This is a genomic window from Bradyrhizobium sp. SZCCHNRI2009 (assembly GCF_032485115.1).
Taxonomy (GTDB): domain Bacteria; phylum Pseudomonadota; class Alphaproteobacteria; order Rhizobiales; family Xanthobacteraceae; genus Bradyrhizobium.
In genome coordinates this window covers 15,840-33,290 of sequence record NZ_JAUEUH010000013.1, presented here as the reverse complement: position 1 = coordinate 33,290, position 17,451 = coordinate 15,840, and the positions used below count along the sequence as shown (strand labels likewise).

The 17,451-nt window shown below is 61.8% G+C and carries 14 protein-coding genes, 1 tRNA gene and 1 pseudogene; 7 read left to right on the top strand and 9 right to left on the bottom strand.

Features of this window, described 5'->3' with window-relative positions; translation table 11 throughout:
• Positions 1-65: 65 nt before the first annotated feature.
• Positions 66-851, bottom strand: a complete 786-nt coding sequence (hisN, locus tag QX041_RS32085) for a histidinol-phosphatase (protein WP_315716573.1) — start codon at positions 849-851, stop codon at positions 66-68.
• Between the two features lie 482 nt (positions 852-1,333).
• Positions 1,334-2,218 (bottom strand): N-formylglutamate amidohydrolase, encoded by an 885-nt coding sequence (locus QX041_RS32080; protein WP_315801832.1) that lies wholly within the window; start codon positions 2,216-2,218, stop codon positions 1,334-1,336.
• 344 nt (positions 2,219-2,562) lie between these two features.
• Between QX041_RS32080 and cpdR the strand changes: the two genes are divergently transcribed.
• Together cpdR and QX041_RS32070 are read left to right on the top strand one after the other, a co-directional pair.
• Positions 2,563-2,922: a cell cycle two-component system response regulator CpdR gene (cpdR, locus tag QX041_RS32075; RefSeq protein ID WP_006610087.1), complete on the top strand. Its 360-nt coding sequence runs from the start codon at positions 2,563-2,565 to the stop codon at positions 2,920-2,922.
• Between the two features lie 117 nt (positions 2,923-3,039).
• A tRNA-Val gene (locus QX041_RS32070) sits at positions 3,040-3,114 on the top strand.
• A gap of 209 nt (positions 3,115-3,323) precedes the next feature.
• Here the strand turns inward: QX041_RS32070 and QX041_RS34445 are convergent.
• The 4 genes and pseudogenes from QX041_RS34445 to traA all read right to left on the bottom strand — a co-directional run.
• A pseudogene (locus tag QX041_RS34445) lies at positions 3,324-4,049 on the bottom strand (tyrosine-type recombinase/integrase); the annotation flags it as partial.
• A 287-nt stretch (positions 4,050-4,336) separates the two neighbouring features.
• Complete coding sequence (locus QX041_RS32060) at positions 4,337-4,522, bottom strand: hypothetical protein (RefSeq protein WP_316167843.1); 186 nt, start codon at positions 4,520-4,522, stop codon at positions 4,337-4,339.
• A gap of 187 nt (positions 4,523-4,709) precedes the next feature.
• Positions 4,710-4,925 (bottom strand): AlpA family transcriptional regulator, encoded by a 216-nt coding sequence (locus QX041_RS32055; protein WP_315716577.1) that lies wholly within the window; start codon positions 4,923-4,925, stop codon positions 4,710-4,712.
• 126 nt (positions 4,926-5,051) lie between these two features.
• Entirely contained in the window at positions 5,052-8,063 is a 3,012-nt protein-coding gene (gene traA / locus QX041_RS32050) for a Ti-type conjugative transfer relaxase TraA (protein ID WP_316167841.1), read from the bottom strand.
• Positions 8,064-8,234: 171 nt separating this feature from the next.
• On the opposite strand from traA, the gene QX041_RS32045 reads away from it, so the two are divergent.
• Both QX041_RS32045 and QX041_RS32040 read left to right on the top strand, forming a co-directional pair.
• Positions 8,235-8,561, top strand: coding sequence for a conjugal transfer protein TraD (locus tag QX041_RS32045; RefSeq protein ID WP_316167840.1), 327 nt, complete (start codon positions 8,235-8,237; stop codon positions 8,559-8,561).
• A 1-nt stretch (position 8,562) separates the two neighbouring features.
• Positions 8,563-8,835: a conjugal transfer protein TraD gene (locus tag QX041_RS32040; protein WP_316167839.1), complete on the top strand. Its 273-nt coding sequence runs from the start codon at positions 8,563-8,565 to the stop codon at positions 8,833-8,835.
• Positions 8,836-9,015: 180 nt separating this feature from the next.
• Here the strand turns inward: QX041_RS32040 and QX041_RS32035 are convergent, their stop codons facing one another.
• From QX041_RS32035 to QX041_RS32025, 3 genes are all read right to left on the bottom strand, one after another.
• Positions 9,016-10,149 (bottom strand): acyltransferase, encoded by a 1,134-nt coding sequence (locus QX041_RS32035; RefSeq protein ID WP_316167838.1) that lies wholly within the window; start codon positions 10,147-10,149, stop codon positions 9,016-9,018.
• Between the two features lie 996 nt (positions 10,150-11,145).
• Positions 11,146-11,310 (bottom strand): Flp family type IVb pilin, encoded by a 165-nt coding sequence (locus QX041_RS32030; RefSeq protein WP_315753307.1) that lies wholly within the window; start codon positions 11,308-11,310, stop codon positions 11,146-11,148.
• A 224-nt stretch (positions 11,311-11,534) separates the two neighbouring features.
• Positions 11,535-12,719: a phosphatase PAP2 family protein gene (locus QX041_RS32025; protein ID WP_316167836.1), complete on the bottom strand. Its 1,185-nt coding sequence runs from the start codon at positions 12,717-12,719 to the stop codon at positions 11,535-11,537.
• 694 nt (positions 12,720-13,413) lie between these two features.
• Between QX041_RS32025 and QX041_RS32020 the strand changes: the two genes are divergently transcribed.
• The 3 genes from QX041_RS32020 (at position 13,414) to QX041_RS32010 (ending at position 17,431) form a co-directional block, all read left to right on the top strand.
• Positions 13,414-15,540: a type I secretion system permease/ATPase gene (locus QX041_RS32020; protein WP_316167834.1), complete on the top strand. Its 2,127-nt coding sequence runs from the start codon at positions 13,414-13,416 to the stop codon at positions 15,538-15,540.
• Positions 15,527-16,981, top strand: a complete 1,455-nt coding sequence (locus QX041_RS32015) for an HlyD family type I secretion periplasmic adaptor subunit (protein WP_316167832.1) — start codon at positions 15,527-15,529, stop codon at positions 16,979-16,981. Before QX041_RS32020 ends, QX041_RS32015 begins: the two co-directional genes overlap by 14 nt.
• 90 nt (positions 16,982-17,071) lie before the next feature.
• Complete coding sequence (locus tag QX041_RS32010) at positions 17,072-17,431, top strand: hypothetical protein (protein ID WP_316167831.1); 360 nt, start codon at positions 17,072-17,074, stop codon at positions 17,429-17,431.
• The last annotated feature ends 20 nt before the right edge of the window (positions 17,432-17,451 follow it).

Sequence of the window (17,451 nt, the reverse complement as noted above, 5' to 3'; positions counted from 1 at the left end):
CCGACGACCGGCCGGATGTCTCCGTTCCGCGCGAGAGGCGGGGAGCCAGGCCGGTGGAGGCGGGCTCAGCCCGCAGCCAGCCGCTTCAGCGCCGCTTCGTGGACGCGCTTGTCGCCGGCGGCGACGATCCGGCCGCCGTTCTGCGCCGGGCCGCCTTCCCAGTCGGTGACGATGCCACCGGCGCCGTTGATGATCGGGATCAGGGCGGCGATGTCATAGGGCTTGAGCTCGGTCTCGATGACGAGATCGAGATGGCCGGCGGCCAGCATGCAATAGGAGTAGCAGTCACCGCCATAGCGCGACAGCCGCGTCTCGGCCTCGACCCGGCCAAAGGTGGCGCGATCGGCCTCGTTCATCAGCAGCGGGCTCGTCGTATAGCACACCGCATCCCCGAGACGCTCGCAGCGCCGGACCGAGAGCCGGCGCTCGCCGCCGCCGTTCTTGTAATTGGCGGAGCCGTTGTCGCCGGCGAAGCGCTCGCCAATGAAGGGCTGGTGCATCATGCCGAACACCGGCGTGCCCTTGTGCAGCAACGCGATCAGCGTGCCCCAGGTCGGGAAACCGGCAATGAAGGATTTGGTGCCGTCGATCGGATCGAGCACCCAGACGTAGTCGGCGTCCTCGCGCTCATTGCCGAACTCCTCGCCGACGATGCCGTGCTGAGGAAAGTTCGCCTTGATCAGGCGGCGCATCACGGCCTCGGCGGCCCGGTCGGCCTCGGTCACCGGATCGAAATCGTGCCGGCTGCTCTTGTTGTCGACCAGCAGCGAGGTCCGGAAGAACGGCAGGATGGTTTCGCCCGACGCGGTCGCCAGACGACCGATGAAGGCGGAGAAATCAATGACCGTCACAACGCGTCCTTGGGTGAGGGAATCGGGTGGCAATAAGCCGGTTATGCCTAGCTCAAAGCGGTCGGGGGCGCATCCGGATATGGAACACCAGCGTGGCATCATGGATACCGTTTGGTGTCCGGCCGCGCTGGCCGGGCGCGGTTGAGCCGTCGTGGGCCCCTGATGTGAAACTGAAAGCGAAACCGGCGTCCCTCTCCGATCGTTTGGAATCTCCAATCAAGCCATTGACTTCTATGATGAAAAGAAGAGCTGTTTCGCGCTGAACGCAACCCGGCCTATGTTTTTTTGCATGGAGAAAGGCGGAAAAACTCTTGCGCTTTGTGCAGCGCGATTGCATATTGTTGCGGTGCGGTAGCGCTTCGCGTTATCGCTGCCCTCCTTGGGCGTTTCCTCCCTAGACTTGGGCCGCTTGTCATTCAAGCGGCCCTTTTTTTTGCGCCGACGCCACCGGCCGAAATCGCTCGGACCGAACGCGCAGTCCTCTATTCCGCCGCCGCCTGGAACGGCCCGAGGTCGCCGAGCGGCACCGTCGCCAGCACCTCGGCGAGCACGGCGAGATCGGAGGCGACCTGGGCGAAGCGCGGTCCGCGCTCCCTGCGGCGCTCGTCCATGTAGATCGCGCGGTTGAGCTCGATCTGGATCGCATGCAAGCCCGTGGCCGGATTGCCGTAATGCTCGGTGATGAAGCCGCCGGCATAGGGCTTGTTGCGGCCGACCGAATAGCCGAGCCGGCCGAGCACGTCCTCGACCAGGTCCGGCAGCAGCGACGCGCAGCTCGTGCCGTAGCGGTCGCCGATCACCATGTCGGGCCGGCGCGGCTCGTCGCGCGAGACGCCGACCGACGGCATCGAATGACAGTCGACCAGCACCACGGTGCCGAACTGCTGGTGCACGCGGTTGATCAGCCGGCGCAGCGCGCGGTGATACGGCTTGTACAGCGTCTCGATCCGGTGCAGCGCCTCGTCGACGCTCAGCCGGTCGCGATAGATCTCCTGGCCGTCGCCGACCACGCGCGGGATCGTGCCGAGGCCGCCGGCCACCCGCATCGAGCGGGTGTTGGCAAAGCTCGGCAGCCGCCCGGTGAACATCCGCGGATCGAGCTCATAGGGCTCGCGATTGACGTCGACATAGCAGCGCGGGAAATGCACGCGAACGACCGGAAAGCCGCGCGACAGGAGATCGGCGATCAATTCGTCCATGAACGAATCTTCGGAGCGCCGCAGCGCCGGCAGATCGATTCGCGACGCCCTCAGGAAATCGTCGGGGTAGGCCGATCCGGAGTGAGGGGAATTGAAGATGATGGGCGCGCGCCATTCGGTCGGCTCCATGATCTCGAACGGCGGCAATTCGCCATCAAAGTCCGTCATCTCTGGGCGCCGTCCCCTTGGTCACGTGCGTCGATGTCACGTCCGTTGATGCGCCGGTATCCTCCGGCCGAGTCGTTCTGGACAACGCAGGCACTGCTCTTGCCAACGCGCATCTTCGATAATCCGAGCCGGTCTGCCAAGCGAAAAGCAATGAAAAAGTTCATCTCGCGTTTGGAACAACTCTGAGCTGGCGTGCTGCTTCGGTCGAAGACCGCACCTTCAGCCCTCAAAATGCCTTGCCGATGTCGGATCAAAAGGCGCAATCTTTCACCCGAAATTTACCGCCCGTCAGGCTTAGTGGCGGCAACGCTCCGCCTCTCACCCGGACCAGACAACCCCTCGCCATGCACAAAATCCTGCTCGCCGAAGACGACAACGACATGCGCCGCTTCCTGGTCAAGGCATTGGAAAATGCCGGGTTCCAGGTCTCGCCCCACGACAACGGCATGTCGGCTTACCAGCGGCTGCGCGAGGAGCCGTTCGAGATGCTCTTGACCGACATCGTGATGCCGGAGATGGACGGCATCGAGCTGGCGCGCCGCGCCTCCGAGCTCGACCCGGACATCAAGATCATGTTCATCACCGGCTTCGCCGCGGTCGCCTTGAACTCCGATTCGGAGGCGCCTAAGAACGCCAAGGTGCTGTCCAAGCCGGTGCACCTGCGCGAACTCGTCAGCGAGGTCAACAAGATGCTGGCGGCCTGAGCCGCCAGGGACAGACCTCCGGAACTGGCGGATTATTCCCAATTTCGGCATTTTGCGTCCTTGCCTGCCTGCGTGGGAGCCGATATAGGGACGCCCACCCGAACGGATATTGGATTAGGGCACGTAGCTCAGCGGGAGAGCACTACCTTGACATGGTAGGGGTCACAGGTTCGATCCCTGTCGTGCCCACCACCCCTCCGGACGTCGGCTGAATTCATTGAGCTTTTTGTTCGATTTCCCGCACCTAGCTTGTCGGTGAGGGAATAGACGTTCGCTCTATGATCCACGGAGCCGATCATTCGCTCGAGCTTGGCGACGCCGCCATACGCCAATTTCTTGCGATTGGCGTTCCGCGTGTAATGGCTTGCCATCCGACGATCGGTCCAACCGAAGATCGCATCCAGCTCGGCTTCCGTTGCTCCGTTTTCGGCGGCGACGGTTGCAGCCGCCTTGCGAAGGCCGTGCGCTGATCGGTTCGCCAACCCAGCTGCGACGCACTTCTCCTTGAACACGTTGCCTAAGCTCTCCTTGGTCATCGGCTTGCCCTGCCGGGTCGCGATGTAGGTCTCGGTTCCGATCGGACCTGCCTCCAACGTCCGGCGCAGGACATCGAGCATCGGGAAGGTGACCTCAATGGTCTCGCTCCCCTTTTCCAGGCGCTTCGTGATGATCGGCACGAAGATCTGCTCGATTTTTCCGTCAGGCCCAATCCGCTCTTGCACCTGTTCGGTCACATCGGCAGGGCCGAACGATGCTGCGTCACCCCGCCGAAAGCCGGTGAAGAGGTAGACGTCGATCATGACGCGCTCTCGCGTGCCGAGCGGCCAGCGCTTGTAGTAACGCCGAACGTCGGCATCAGACCAGGTGACAAAGCCTTCGGTTTTCGCTGGCTTGGGTGTCTTGATCCCTTCGGTTGGATCTGCCGCAAGGATCTTTTGCGCGACCGCCCAGGTGAACATCCGCCTCATGGTGGTGAGAAAGTGCCGGGCCGCGGAGGGGTTCTGAGCGCGACGTCCAAGCCCGTCCAGGATGTGCTGCTTCTGGATGGCGGCGGCTCGTTTGTTGCCGTTGGCCTCCAGAACATGAATCATGAGGCTGTTGCGCTGCTTGTGAGTGCTCGCCTTCATCTCGCGCCAATCAGGCGCTTTTGCCTTGTATTCTTCCCATAGCCATTTGAGGCTACCATCAAAGACCTTCGCCCTGGCTTCGCTTGGATCGATTGCGAGGCGTGGCCGATTGAACATGTCGGCTACAGCGATGTCGTAGTTGCGGTTGAATTCTATGGACCCGTACTCGCCGCGAATGCGAGTGCGTTTGCCGCCTACGTCCTTGTTGCGAACGTACCAGACCGTCCTGCCATGACGGTTGATTTCCTTGTGAAGGTAGGGCTTGCGAGGACGGGGCATGAAGCGAATCAAAGCACGAAATGCTCTTCGGGCTCAACCGTCTCATCGATGCCCCGCTCTTCCTTGTATTTGACCAGGTCGACGATGATCGTGCCGTCCGGCTTAATTCGTATGGATGAAGCACCGGCCGCTTTTGCAGCGCGGATCGCTCGTTCCACTTCGCCTTGGGTAAATCGAGCGGGGCGCCGGCTCATGGAACGCCTTCGGTTGACATCGCGCTCTGCCGTAAGCGCATTTCCAATGTAGCTTGGTCCGAACTCGTCGTCTGCATCTCGCGGGACCGTCCCTGAAGCGGGATGCCGTGGCGTAGAAAAGGATGGGGTCGGATAGTTCAGGAGAGCGCCTCCAGAAACGTCGTCCCTGATCGTTGTGCCATAGAGCTTACAAGATTTCATCGAGGTCGCGCCGCGGACGCCATCTTACGGGATCTGCGATCCACCGGTTGATGTCGGATTCATGCCAACCAGTTCCGTTGCTGCTGATCTTGAGTGGGGTAGGGAACGTACCTTCGGCGATCTTGCGGTAGATGGTGGATCGGGACAGCCCGGTCCTGGCAAGGACGGTTTTCAACCTGATGATACGGTCTGGCTCGCGCATGGCCGTGATGCCCCTCGCTGGTTGCTTCTGACGTCCGGCGAGACCAGAGGCCAAACAGGTGCAGGCGGACAATAGGAGTTCGCGCGTTGCCAGCTGTGGCGTAGAGCCGGCGGCAAACGGGATGGGTCAAATTCCAAGGCCTCGGCCTCTGCCGAGATCGATGCCATGGACGAAAGCCAGATCCTGGCCGAGTCGGCGGCCCGATTCGAATGCAATGCCGAGATCGTTCTTGCGGCCGGCAAGGATGGATTCCAGTTGCGGGTCGCGCTGGAGGCTCTTCGCCATGTCGCCCATCGCCGAGCGCGTGGCCTTGTAGCCGGACAAGTCGCCCGCCTGATATAGGCGCCTGCTGGTCTGGTCGAGCTCCCGCCATCGCTCAACGAAGTGATCGGCGCGACGGCCCGGATCGCTGCGGAGTTCGGTTTCGAGCTGGAGCGCGCGGATGGCGCGATTGACCCGGCCGTCCGCCGCTTCGCGGGCGAGCTCCGGGTTCTTCTTGTAGGCGGCCTCGGCATCGTGCGAGCCAAACGGGCGCACCGCATTGAAGGCTTGGCGGGCCTTCTGCAGCTCTTTCACCTGCTCGGGACTGGTCCTGTCGTCCGTCTTCTGCGCCTCGAAGATCGCGTCCACCGCGCGGGCGTGGCGCACGAGAGCACGGGTCCGGACGCGACGCGCTTCCACTTCGGGATCTTGCGTCACGTTCCTGGCCGGCACTTCGGCTCCACGCCGGTCGGCTGCGGGATCGTTGCTTTCCCGTTCCGGCGTTGCCCCTTCGGGCCTCCGTTCGCCGTCCAGTCCGTGCACATCGGCCGGAGAGCGCAGGCCGTCGAACATGTCGCGGAGCTTCTCGGGCACAATCTTGCGCACGATCTCGGCCACGCGCTCGCTGAAGGTGATCCCGCGCCGCTCAGCGTAGTTCCGGACCGGATCGGCAATCTCGTAATCGGAGGCCATGTCCTTGGCGCGATCGCGCGAGAGAGTGCGGGCGAACCGGTCCTGACTGGCAAAATCGTCACGGCCATAATGCAGCTCCACGCTGTCGCGGTGCCGAGACAGCGCGACATAGCTGCTGTGGGCGTCCATGCCCGGCGTCGCCAGCACATGGACGCGGTCAATCGTCATGCCCTGTGCCTTGTGGATCGTCGCGGCATAGCCATGGTCGATTCGGTCGTAATCCTTGAGGTCGAAGCGCACAGACCGACCATCGTCGACCTGTACGGTCATGGATTGCGCGCTGACCTGTTCGACCGTCCCGAGCGTGCCGTTCTTCACGCCAAGGCCGCGCTCGTTCTGCAGGAACATGACGTGGTCCCCGCTGGCAAAGCGTCTCGCGCCGCGCTCGACCGCCACACTCACATCATCGCCCAGATCGCCGGCGGCCCGCATCCGCCCGCGCGCGGCCTCGTTCAGCGCCCGAACTTCGTCATTGGTGTGGGTGAGGATGATCCGGCTCCGATCCGGCGACGCCTGCCGGTCGCGGTCCCAGCGCTCGATCAAATCGCTGCGCGCCTGCTCGCGGGTCTGGGCCTCGTGCACCATGCCGTGAGCGCGGTAGGCTCCGAGCGCATGGCCCACTTTGCCGGCTGCCAGATCGCGCGTGGCCTTGCGCTGCCAGTGCTCCCGCTGACGGCGCACTTCGCCGATCTCGGCGCCACCGTGACGTTCATGGATGGAGCGGAACGCCGCGCCCGCCTCGATGGCCTGCAATTGTTGCGGATCGCCGACCAGCACCACCTTTGCGCCAGCATCGGCAGCATGCGACAGCACGCGCTCGAGCTGGCGTGTGCCAACCATCCCCGCCTCGTCGATCACCAGCACATCACTGGATCTGAGCAGATCTCGGCCCTGTTCCCAGCCATGCTCCAGGCTGGCGATCGTGCGCGACACAATGCCCGCTCCGCCTTCGAGGTTTTCTGCGGCAATGCCGGATAGGGCCACGCCCCGGACCTCGAAGCCGGCCGCTTCCCACGCCTCTCGCGCCACGCCCAGCATCGCGCTCTTGCCCGTCCCGGCATGGCCGACCACGACGCGGAGATCGCGTCCCTTTGTGACATGCGCCAGCGCGTCGACCTGCTCGGACGAAAGCACCAGGCCGCGCGCTTCCGCTCGCGCCAAAGCGGTTCGGCGGTTCACGTCGCGAACCTGATGGCGCTCCCGTTCCGCCATCCGTTCAGCAGCCCGGTGCATCCGCTGTTCGGCTTCGATCATTCCGCGAGTGGTGAACCGATGCTCGCCGCGGCCGTCCCTGCCGAGTTCGACCAGATCCGGCGCTCTCTGCATTGCGCCCATGACCTGGTTGAACTGGTCGAGTCCGTCACTGTGCCGGTGCGCAAACCTTGCTAGGTCGCGGCGTGTGAAGGTCGATTGCTGCTGGGTGATGGCGTCCAGTCCAAGCGAGGGATCGGCGATAATTCGCGCGCCATTGTTCCGTGCGATCTCGCGGTGCATCTCGGCGCGGTCGGCTTCCATCCGTTCGCCATCAATCCCCCCAACCTCGATGCGTTTGGCGGGCGCGCCGATCTGGCTTTGCGGCTCCAGTGCTATGCCCTGGGCCTCCAGACTCCGATGGTCGATCCGCGCATCGATGTCGAGCTCGGCTAGCCGCTCATTGGCGAGCTCGGCCCAGCGTTCGCGCCAGCGCTCGACCATCTCGGTGCGGTTCCAGTCCCGCACCTTCCGGCCAAAGCCATTCTCGTCGACCGAGCGCATGGTCAGCATGACATGGGCATGAGGTTTGGGCAGTCCGTCCTCGGCCATGTCCCAATGCACATTCAGATCGGCGATCATGCCGAGACCGACGAACTCGCCGCGAACGAAGTCCCGGGCGAGCTCAATGCCCTGCGCCTCGTTCAGCTCGCGCGGAATCGCAAACTCCACCTCGCGGGCCAGCTGCGCGTCCTTGCGGACCTCGTGTGCTTCGACATTATTCCAAAGCCGTTCGCGGTCTCCCCACGCCTCCGGCGCATTCTCCGGCAGTATCACCTCGGAATGGACAACGCCGCGCTTGGCAGAAAAATCCTGCTCACGGCCCACCCGCTCGTCACGCAGCCGCGACGCTGAGCGGTAGGCCGCCGATGCCACCGCACTGCTTCCGGCCTTCCGGCCGATGACCTTGACGTGAAGATGATAGATCGCCATCGCGACCAGAGCATCTACACAGCGAAGCGTACGTCGGCACGACGTATAAGCGCGCCCTCCCTCGAAAAATTCTCGGGAGGGACCGCACCGTCTCAGGCCGTCCTGATGACCTTACAGCATTCTTCCGTGTGCTCGCCTATCATTTCTCTATCGACACTCATGGAGACTACGATGCGCAAACCAAGAGACTTCGATGCGGACCTGAAGGCGCTCGACGACAAGGCACGCGAGCTGAAAACCGGGAAGGTGCGACAGCTCGGCAAATTGGTCATCGCCACCGGAGCTGACACGCTCACCGCGGAAGAACTGGCCGGTGCGCTGATCGTGCTGGCCGAGACGAAAGAGGCCGGAAAGATGGAGGCATGGGCGAAGCGCGGGGCCGCGTTCTTTCAAAGCCGGTCGCGGCGAAATGCACCAGCAGCTGACCGCAACACGGACGGCGCTCCTGCGCAATCGGGCGGCGCGCACCCGGCATCAAGCCGCAAAAGCGCGACATGACATGTGCGCGTGGCAGGTCGAACGCCGCAAGCGCACCCGGCACCTCATCGAACTCGGCGGCCTCGTGATCAAAGCCGGTATCGTGGACCTGACCGGTGACGACCATTCCACGATCTTCGGCGCGCTACTTTGGATGGCTGACAAGCTTAAAAGCGGTGAGGGCGAACGGGCACGTAAGCTTTGGGCCGCGAAGGGAAAACAAGCGTTCGAGATGGAGCCTAGGATGCCAACACGCACAATCGTTCATGTCCGACAATCGCACGTTGGCCAATAGCTGCCGCTTCGACAGCAGCCCTATTGATCAATCGGCATACAAATTGCGATTTGGTTGCCGCCTTACTCCAGCTCCGAGCCGTTCGCTCTTGATAAAGCGGTCACTGTGACTTTCCAAATTGGCCACTGGCGTTGGGTAAGGCACACTAGATCGAGATCTCCGCCTTCATGATGATTGCCTTCATTGAAGCAGGACCGGACTCGCCTGCCGAGTCTCTTGCCTTCGCAGCAGAAGGGTCCGGACTAGCCGCTGAGCAGGCGCTTCAAACCAGCAATAGGTGAGGCGCGCGGTGACGAGCGTGGACAGCACGAAAGCCGCCGAGAACAGAGGATCGAGGTAGGGGATGGGCCGCTGCATCGACGAAAAAGCAAGCGCGATCGCAAGTTGAATTGGAAAGTGCAGCAGATAGCAGGAATAGGTTGTATTGCCGGCTGTCTCCACCAGGGTCTCCAGGCGCCGCGGCAAGACTATGGGCTTCGAGCAGCAGAACAACAGGATCGGCGTATAGATCAGCAGAAGCGGTGCAGTGAGCGCCTCAAGGTCCATGCCGAACATCCAAAATGCCGCGGGCATCGCGATGCTCGCACACGCAGCCAAGGCTTCCACCTTCGGCCGATGCCGAGCCCCGGCGACAGCCTGTCTTGCCATCGCGGCAAGGCCGCCAGCGTAGAAGAAAGCGAAGCATTTTGACATCAGCGTACCGGTCGCGATCGAGATCACGATCACCGCTAGATTGAAGAGCGGGGACGGACGCACGACGCGCAGCGACAGGAAAAACGCCGCATAGACCACGATCTCGATTGAGACTGACCAGATTGGTGCGTTGAAGCTGACGCCGTGCGGCGGAAGCCAGTCGCTGGCCATAAACAGCTGCTTGACGAATTGAGGGATGTCGTTTTGTTGAAAGACGAAGAAGTAGTTGTGCTGAACGAAATACATCAGCTGGAGCATCATGACCAACAGCAACGTCGCGAGATGGAGCGGGTAAAGTCGCGCCAGCCGATAGACGAAGAAGGTCCATCCGTTGATCGTGCGGTCGGCGATGGCCGCGCTATACTTCCAGAAGAAGATGAAGCCGGAGATGCACCAGAATATCTCGACCCCAATCTTGCCCTTCTCATAAAACGGGAACAGAACGCGGTAGAACGGCAGCTCGCTCCTCACGAGACCGACCGGCTCCTCGCCGACGAAGGCAAAGTGCTGATAGTGCCACAGCAGCACGGCGACGGTAGCGAGGAAGCGCAGCCCTTCCAATCCAAGGAGCTTCTGGGTCTTAGGCCATGTCGACGCTTTGGGAACGATCATCGGGGTCATTGACCTCCTGACGAGGGCGCTGGTCAATTCTAGTCCGGCCAAAGTGAAGGATCCTTTTCGCTCGGAGGCATCCCAGGCGCTCGTCGCAGGCGATCTCGGCGCCACACTAGATTGCCTTCTCCAAGGAATGAAACGCTGATCGTCGCGGTCTACGTTAAGATCTTGCGGATCATAGGCTACGATCCCGACCCGGTGACCATTGCGCGCGGTTTCCTCTCCAGTGCCTCGACCTTGATCTAGTGAAAGGAGCGACGACTGGGAGGTGGATACTCAAAATCGGCCGCGAGACCGACAAAAAGGGGAGGCAACGCCGAATGAGATAGTGCGGTGCCAGATCGCCAATGGTGACAAGAACAAGAGTCGCCGCACCGAGAACTGGGGCTGCCGAGCTGCTCAATCTGACGCTCTGATCGCCAGAGGAGTCGCTCGCGAGATCGAGAATGCAGTCGCTCGCCAAGTGCAGTTCCGCGCCCCGCAACAACTGGGTATATTTTACAGCCACTCAAATCCAAATCTGGTGGGGCGCTTCCGTTGCTCGACAACGTGAGCTGCCGAGGATGACGAAGGAGCCGTCGGCTCGCGATACGATGGCGAGCAGCGGGAGCTTTGATAGCTCCCAAGCTCCCGAACCGCACGCCCTGTCGGCTACAGCTGCTTGGCACGGCGAAGCATCTCGGGCACGCCGACGGGCTCTCCCGCCAGCTGCAATTGCAGTCCGGAACGTCGCCGCCTGTCGCTTTCGGATGCATCGACTCCATCGAGCATGGCCGACAGCGGCGATGTGAATACGGTGCCTGGCACGTTCCAGGGCGCGGGCGGGACGACGGGATGATCGGAGACGTAGAACTCGACAGCCACAATCCTAACACCAAATGGCCGGGGGACCCTCCGTCAGAAGCTTAGACCAGTATTCCGCGCCGCCGCGGCCTTGAAGCAAGAAACTCGAACGCATTGGTTCGGGCCTCCTGAGAACGCCAACGTCTGGACTGCGCAGAACTAGTTGATGGAGGAATTGATGTCGACAAACGAGGTGTTGATCTTGCTGCCCAGACCGTTGACTGCTGCGATGATCGCAAGTGAAATTCCGGCGGCAATCAATCCGTACTCGATTGCAGTGGCTCCCGATTCGTCACGCAGGAACCTCATCATTTTGACCCGCATTACACCCTCTTTGCTGTTGGCCAGATCGGCGCACCTTCACGCCAGAAAAGGATATCCGACGTCATCTTATAATAGATGAGTATTATGAATACAATTTTAGATAGAGTGAATATCCTTGGCGCTTATGATCTAGTGGGGGGCGCAGGTGGCTGTACGTTTTAGTGTCGGAACGGACGCGTGTACGCCATCGCGGGAAATCGCAGACCAGGGCTACAGGGCCGGTGTCAGGATTCGCTGACTTGCGCTCTGGTCATGATTTGGCACATTCCGTGCGTGAGTCGGTCGTGTGAAGCGTCGGCTCGCAATCCAGATGATCCCTGCGCCCGTCGCGAGGACAATGACATCAAGGCGATAGCAGTTCCGGTTGCGACCAGCCACACGACCGCGCCGCATGGAAGATCGATCGCATAATGTCCACCGATCGGCACGGTCGATGCGATCACGAGGGAATTCCAGATCAATGAAATCGGGAATAGCCACCTGAGGTGCCGGGACGCGGATATGATCATCAGCGCCAGGCAGCAATGGAACGACGGAAATGTCACAACTCCCTGCAGATTGGCGAATGACAGCAACGGCGAGGCCTCATTGCGGAAGTATTCCAACTTCGACAAGTGATACGTGCCCGCGCCTGTCGGGAGATGCTCAAGCAAGCTGGCTGGGTACCCAAAGAACGCGAAGGCACCTTTCGCTGGCCAGATCACGGAAATGCTCGCGCATGCGACAATCGTGGTGGCGAATACGAACGTCAGTATCCATAAATGCTCGAAACGGCGAACGATTGCGAGCAGCACTGAAAGGCCGAAGAGCAGGGGGAATGAGCTGTCGTAGGTGACCGACAGGAGCTGGGACCAGGCGGGGTTGTCGGCTGCCCAAGCGATGACAGCAGGCAAGTCGAAGCCCGCCGCTCGATCCCATCTTGCAAGATCTGCATCGATGAATGGGGCGTTATTCCGAAGCCCGACAAGGCTGATGATTCCAGCCACTGCGCCCGATAATAACATTGCTAGGAGCGCTCCGCACAAGTTGCTGAGCACCGGCGATGGTCGCCAACGTCGATAGACAACGTGAACAGTGAGGAGGAAGCCCAGTATCGTCAATGCAACCAAGAGGCTGCCGAGATCAACAATGATAGCCGACCGCTGGGTCAGGAAGGCCGCGAACGTGGTCGCGACAAAGCAAATGGCCCATACGCTCGCTTCCACATATCCGGTCGTATGCGTTCCCTGAGAAGACCAGGCGAAAGCCGTGCGACCCGAAGACTGGGAAGCAGGAGTGATCGAATTACCATCCTGCGATTGCGTGCCGTTAGGTCTGTGTATCTCCCCGATCTGTGTCCTTGCGGATATCAGGAAGCGGAGGCGACGAAAGAATGCGGGCAATAGGGTGTCTGTGGCGGGCTCCAACATGGATGTCCGCTCCCGTGTCAGTCTGTTTCAGATTATTTCGGTCGGTACCTACATACGCAAAAACCGTGAGCCTGAGCAATCTCAACGTGTATTTTAACATGATACCGTGCTGAGATGCTTAACAGATCTCTAGCGCATCGCGAGATGTGCCCTTGGAATCGGTCTGGGATTGCGCTGTCCAAAAGCTACTGGCCGTGAGCCTATGATCGCCTGACATCGCAGCTTCGGTGTCAACGGGGGTCCTTATGTAGGCTTGCTCGTTGCGCGGCGATGTTTTGAGTGCGGATTTCACCTTGCTGTCAAAATTGTCGGTTGTTCGGGTGGCCGGATGTTTATCGCCTCGACAATTCGGAATTCACCAGCTCTCGAACATCGCGCAGATGCTTGTGATTCGCGGGGATTGTGTCGTTCTTTGTTTGTAGTGGGGAACATCAGGCGCGCGGGAGTTCAGGCGTTTGCCGTGAGGGAGCTAGCTGAGTAAGTCAAGAATCTTCGTTCCTCAGCCGTCCGGGGCGTTGCGAGGTGCTGTCGGGTTAGTCCAGCAGACGCGTGAAGCCTGCACCCAATGCACGCAATGCATGTAACGTGCGATCCCTCGCAGGTAAAAAATTTCCTCGGCGGGAACGTGGCAGATCTTGTCCAATCGTTTCTTGTGGTACATTATTCCTGCACGACTTAGGGTAGTGCAGGGGCGATGGAAGCGGGGCAGAGAGATACGGGGCTTGACTGCCTGACATTGCTGCTGCGTTTCCATCAGGTCGCTGTCGATCCGGCGCAGATTGCACATCAGCTAGCAGGAGAGGCGGTCGGCGTGACCGAGATGCTTCGCTGCGCCAAGCAGTTACATCTCAAGGCGCGTGCAGTCAGGCAGACGTGGGAAAGTCTCCCGAAGCTGTCGCTACCGGCTATCGCGGCGCGGGCGGATGGCTCGTTCGTCATTCTGGGGCAGGTCACGGCTGACGCCGTGCTGATCCAGGATCCGCTCGTCAACCGGCCGCAGAGTGTCAGGCGCGCCGAGTTCGAAGCCAACTGGACCGGCACGGTGGTGCTGATGGCGCGCCGCGCCTCGCTGTCTGATCTGGCGCGGCGCTTCGATATCACGTGGTTTCTGCAGGCGATGCACAAATATCGCGGGCTGCTCGGCGAGGTGCTGCTGGCGTCATTTTTCCTGCAGCTGTTCGGGCTGGTGACGCCGCTGTTCTTTCAGGTCGTCACCGACAAGGTGCTGACCCATCGCGGCTACACCACGCTCGACGTGCTGGTGTTCGGCCTCATCACCGTCACCATTTTCGAGACCGCTCTGGGCGGTCTTCGAACGTACGTGTTCTCGCACACCACCAACCGCATCGACGTCGAGCTCGGCGCAAGGCTGTTCCGCCACCTTATTGCGCTGCCGATCGCCTATTTCGAGGCGCGGCGGGCGGGCGACTCGGTGGCACGGGTGCGCGAGCTCGAGAACATCAGGAATTTCATCACCAGCTCGGCGCTGACCTTGGTCATCGACCTCGCTTTCACCTTCGTCTTCCTCGGGGTGATGTTCTACTACTCGCCGTTCCTGTCCTGGATCGTGGTCGGCTCGTTCCCGTTCTACATCGCGCTGTCGGCCGGCGTGACGCCGCTGTTCCGCAAGCGCCTCGACGTCAAGTTCAACCGCGGCGCCGAGAACCAGGCCTTCCTGGTCGAGACCGTCACCGCGATCCAGACATTGAAGGCGATGGCGATCGAGCCGCAGATGCAGCGGCGCTGGGAGGAGCAGCTCGCGGGCTACGTCGGCGCCAGCTTCGACGTGCTGTCGCTCGGCAATTGGGCCAGCCAGTCGGTGCAGTTCATCAGCAAGATCGTCACCGCGCTGACGCTGTATTTCGGCGCGCATCTGGTGATCGAAGGCAGCCTGAGCGTCGGCGAGCTCATCGCCTTCAACATGCTGGCCGGACGGGTGGCGCAGCCGGTGCTGCGGTTGGCGCAGCTGTGGCAGGATTTCCACCAGGCGCGGCTGTCGGTGGCCCGGCTCGGCGACATCCTCAACACCACGCCGGAGCCGGCCTTCAATCCCGGCCGCGCGGCGCTGCCGCCGGTGCGCGGCGAGGTCGTGTTCGACCACGTCCATTTCCGCTATCGCGTCGATGGCCCCCTGGCGCTGCACGATGTCAGCCTGAAGGTGCCGGTCGGCCAAGTGGTCGGCATCGTCGGTCCCTCCGGCTCGGGCAAGTCGACGCTGACCAAGCTGATCCAGCGGCTCTACGTGCCGGAGAGCGGCCGGATCCTGATCGACGGCGTCGATCTGACGGTTGCCGACGTCACCTGGCTGCGGCGGCAGATCGGCGCGGTGCTGCAGGAGAACGTGCTGTTCAACCGCTCGATCCGCGACAATATCGCGCTCGCCGATCCCGGCATGGCGATGGAGCGGGTGATCCAGGCCGCCGAGCTCGCCGGTGCCCATGACTTCATCCTCGGGCTTCCCGACGGCTACGACACTGTCGTCGGCGAGCGCGGCGCGAGTCTCTCCGGCGGCCAGCGCCAGCGCATCGCGATCGCGCGTGCGCTGGTCACCAATCCGCGCATTCTCATCTTCGACGAGGCGACCTCGGCGCTGGATTATGAGAGCGAGAACATCATCCAGCGCAACATGCGCAAGATCTGCGCCGGACGCACCGTCTTCATCATCGCACACCGGCTGTCCGCCGTGCGCAACGCCGACCGCATCATCACGATCGAGAATGGCCGCCTGGTCGAGGACGGCACCCATGACGAGCTGATCAAGCGGGCCGGGCGCTACGCGACCCTGCACCAGATCCAGGCGGGGCTCCATGTCGTCGGCTGAGGCGCACCGCCAGGACAACGCCCCGATCTCGCTGGACGCTCACCGCAAGCGCCGCAACGACGCGCGCGAGTTCCTGCCCGCAGCGCTGGAGATCGTGGAGACGCCGGCCTCGCCCGCGGGCCGCGCCGTCGCCGGCACCATCATCCTGTTCTTTGCCATCGCGGTCGGCTGGTCGATCGTGGGCCATGTCGACATCATCGCCTCGGCACAGGGCAAGATCGTGCCGACCGGCCGCACCAAGACGATTCAGCCGCTGGAGGCGGGCGTGGTCGCGGCGATCCATGTCCAGGATGGCGACAAGGTTCGTGCCGGCGATGTGCTGGTCGAGCTCGACCGCACCGTCACCGAGGCCGAGCGCCGCCGCGTCGCGCAGGGCCTAATGCAGGCGAAGCTCGACGTCGCACGACTCAGCGTGCTCCGTGACAGCTTTGCTGATCTTGCCGAGCTGCGGCCGCTCGCGGTGCCCGACGGCGCAGCGCCAACGGACGTTGCGCGGACCCGCGCCGCGCTGCAGGCCCAGGCCGCCGAGCAGCTGTCGAAGCTTGCGTCAAACCTGCAGCAGATCGCGCAGAAGCGCGCCGAGGCTCAGTCGATCGAGGCGGCGATCGCGAAGATCGACGCTACGCTGCCGTTCCTGCAGGAGACGGCTGAGATCCGCCGCAACGCCAAGGAGATCCAGTACGGCAACCAGATCGCCTATATCGATGCGCAGTCGCGGCTCATCGACCAGCAGAACGAGCGGGTCGTGCAGACCCGGCGCCTGGTCGAGATCGAGGCCGCGCGGCTTGCGCTGGAGCAGCAGCTCGCGCAGACGCGCTCCGGCTTCGAGCGCCAAGTGCTGTCGGATCTTGCTGACGCCGAGAAGAAGGCCGACGAGCTCACCCAGGATCTCGTCAAGGCCGAGCGCAAGATCGCTGAGCAGGTGCTGCGCGCGCCGATCGACGGCACCGTGCAGCAGCTCGCACTCCACACCGTTGGCGGCGTCGTCACACCGGCGCAACAACTCATGCTCATCGTCCCCGCCGACAGTCAGCTCGAGACCGAGGTCATGATCTCCAACCGCGACATCGGCTTCGTCAATGTCGGCCAGCCCGCCGAGATCAAGATCGACACCTTCAACTTCACCCGCTACGGCCTCGTCCACGGCAAGGTGCTGAGCGTATCGCAGGACTCGATCGTGCGCGAGAAGCCGGCGGACAAGCAAAATGGTGGTAAGACGGCAGGCGCGCTGACCGAGACCAGCGAGCCCGCCGGGCAGGAATTCATCTATTCGGCCCGAGTTTCGCTGGACGAGAAGCAGATGCAGGTGGAGGACAAGATGGTCGCGCTGACACCAGGCATGGCGGTGACGGTGGAGATCAAGACAGGGACGAGACGGATCATCGAGTACGTGATGTCGCCGTTGTTGAGGTACCGGCAAGAGAGCTTGAGGGAGAGATAGCCCATTAGTTCAAAGTGGGCTATTCTCTTCCGATGCTTAACTGCTAGAGCAGTCGATCAGTTCGCTCCTTAGAATAACATGGGGGTCGTAATGGCCGAAGAAGAAAAACCAAAATACGTTCTCCACATAACGACTGGCCGTCCGGAGGCTGGTTCGACTGAACATTCGACGGATCGTTGGCAGGAAATTGTACAGCGGAGGGCACTTCGGTCGCGCGAGGAGCTGATGCCTGTAGCGCTCCAGCTTGTTCAGGATCAAACCGTAGTGCGCCAGTTTCGGGCAGTGCACGGATCCGAGAACAAGGAGCTGGCTAGCCAATTTATCGATCAAATAGAACGAAGCGCGCAGACGATCGATCCAGCTGTAACGCATGCGGATGCTGCAAGGATAACCGTGATTCTTATGGAAATGCTGACGAGCTCTGGGGAGGATTCAGATGGCAAACGCTAGCATTGTGAATACGGCCTCCT

What these genes read in the sequence shown, in the direction of transcription:
- QX041_RS32055 (WP_315716577.1), bottom strand. Translation starts at nt 4,925, where the DNA reads ATGCGCGAGCCAGACCGTATCATCAGGTTGAAAACCGTCCTTGCCAGG.
- QX041_RS32015 (WP_316167832.1), top strand. Translation starts at nt 15,527, where the DNA reads ATGTCGTCGGCTGAGGCGCACCGCCAGGACAACGCCCCGATCTCGCTG.
- cpdR (WP_006610087.1), top strand. Translation starts at nt 2,563, where the DNA reads ATGCACAAAATCCTGCTCGCCGAAGACGACAACGACATGCGCCGCTTC.
- QX041_RS32045 (WP_316167840.1), top strand. Translation starts at nt 8,235, where the DNA reads ATGCGCAAACCAAGAGACTTCGATGCGGACCTGAAGGCGCTCGACGAC.
- QX041_RS32060 (WP_316167843.1), bottom strand. Translation starts at nt 4,522, where the DNA reads ATGAGCCGGCGCCCCGCTCGATTTACCCAAGGCGAAGTGGAACGAGCG.
- QX041_RS32040 (WP_316167839.1), top strand. Translation starts at nt 8,563, where the DNA reads ATGTGCGCGTGGCAGGTCGAACGCCGCAAGCGCACCCGGCACCTCATC.
- QX041_RS32020 (WP_316167834.1), top strand. Translation starts at nt 13,414, where the DNA reads ATGGAAGCGGGGCAGAGAGATACGGGGCTTGACTGCCTGACATTGCTG.
- QX041_RS32010 (WP_316167831.1), top strand. Translation starts at nt 17,072, where the DNA reads ATGGCCGAAGAAGAAAAACCAAAATACGTTCTCCACATAACGACTGGC.
- QX041_RS32025 (WP_316167836.1), bottom strand. Translation starts at nt 12,719, where the DNA reads ATGTTGGAGCCCGCCACAGACACCCTATTGCCCGCATTCTTTCGTCGC.
- QX041_RS32035 (WP_316167838.1), bottom strand. Translation starts at nt 10,149, where the DNA reads ATGACCCCGATGATCGTTCCCAAAGCGTCGACATGGCCTAAGACCCAG.
- traA (WP_316167841.1), bottom strand. Translation starts at nt 8,063, where the DNA reads ATGGCGATCTATCATCTTCACGTCAAGGTCATCGGCCGGAAGGCCGGA.
- QX041_RS32080 (WP_315801832.1), bottom strand. Translation starts at nt 2,218, where the DNA reads ATGACGGACTTTGATGGCGAATTGCCGCCGTTCGAGATCATGGAGCCG.
- QX041_RS32030 (WP_315753307.1), bottom strand. Translation starts at nt 11,310, where the DNA reads ATGCGGGTCAAAATGATGAGGTTCCTGCGTGACGAATCGGGAGCCACT.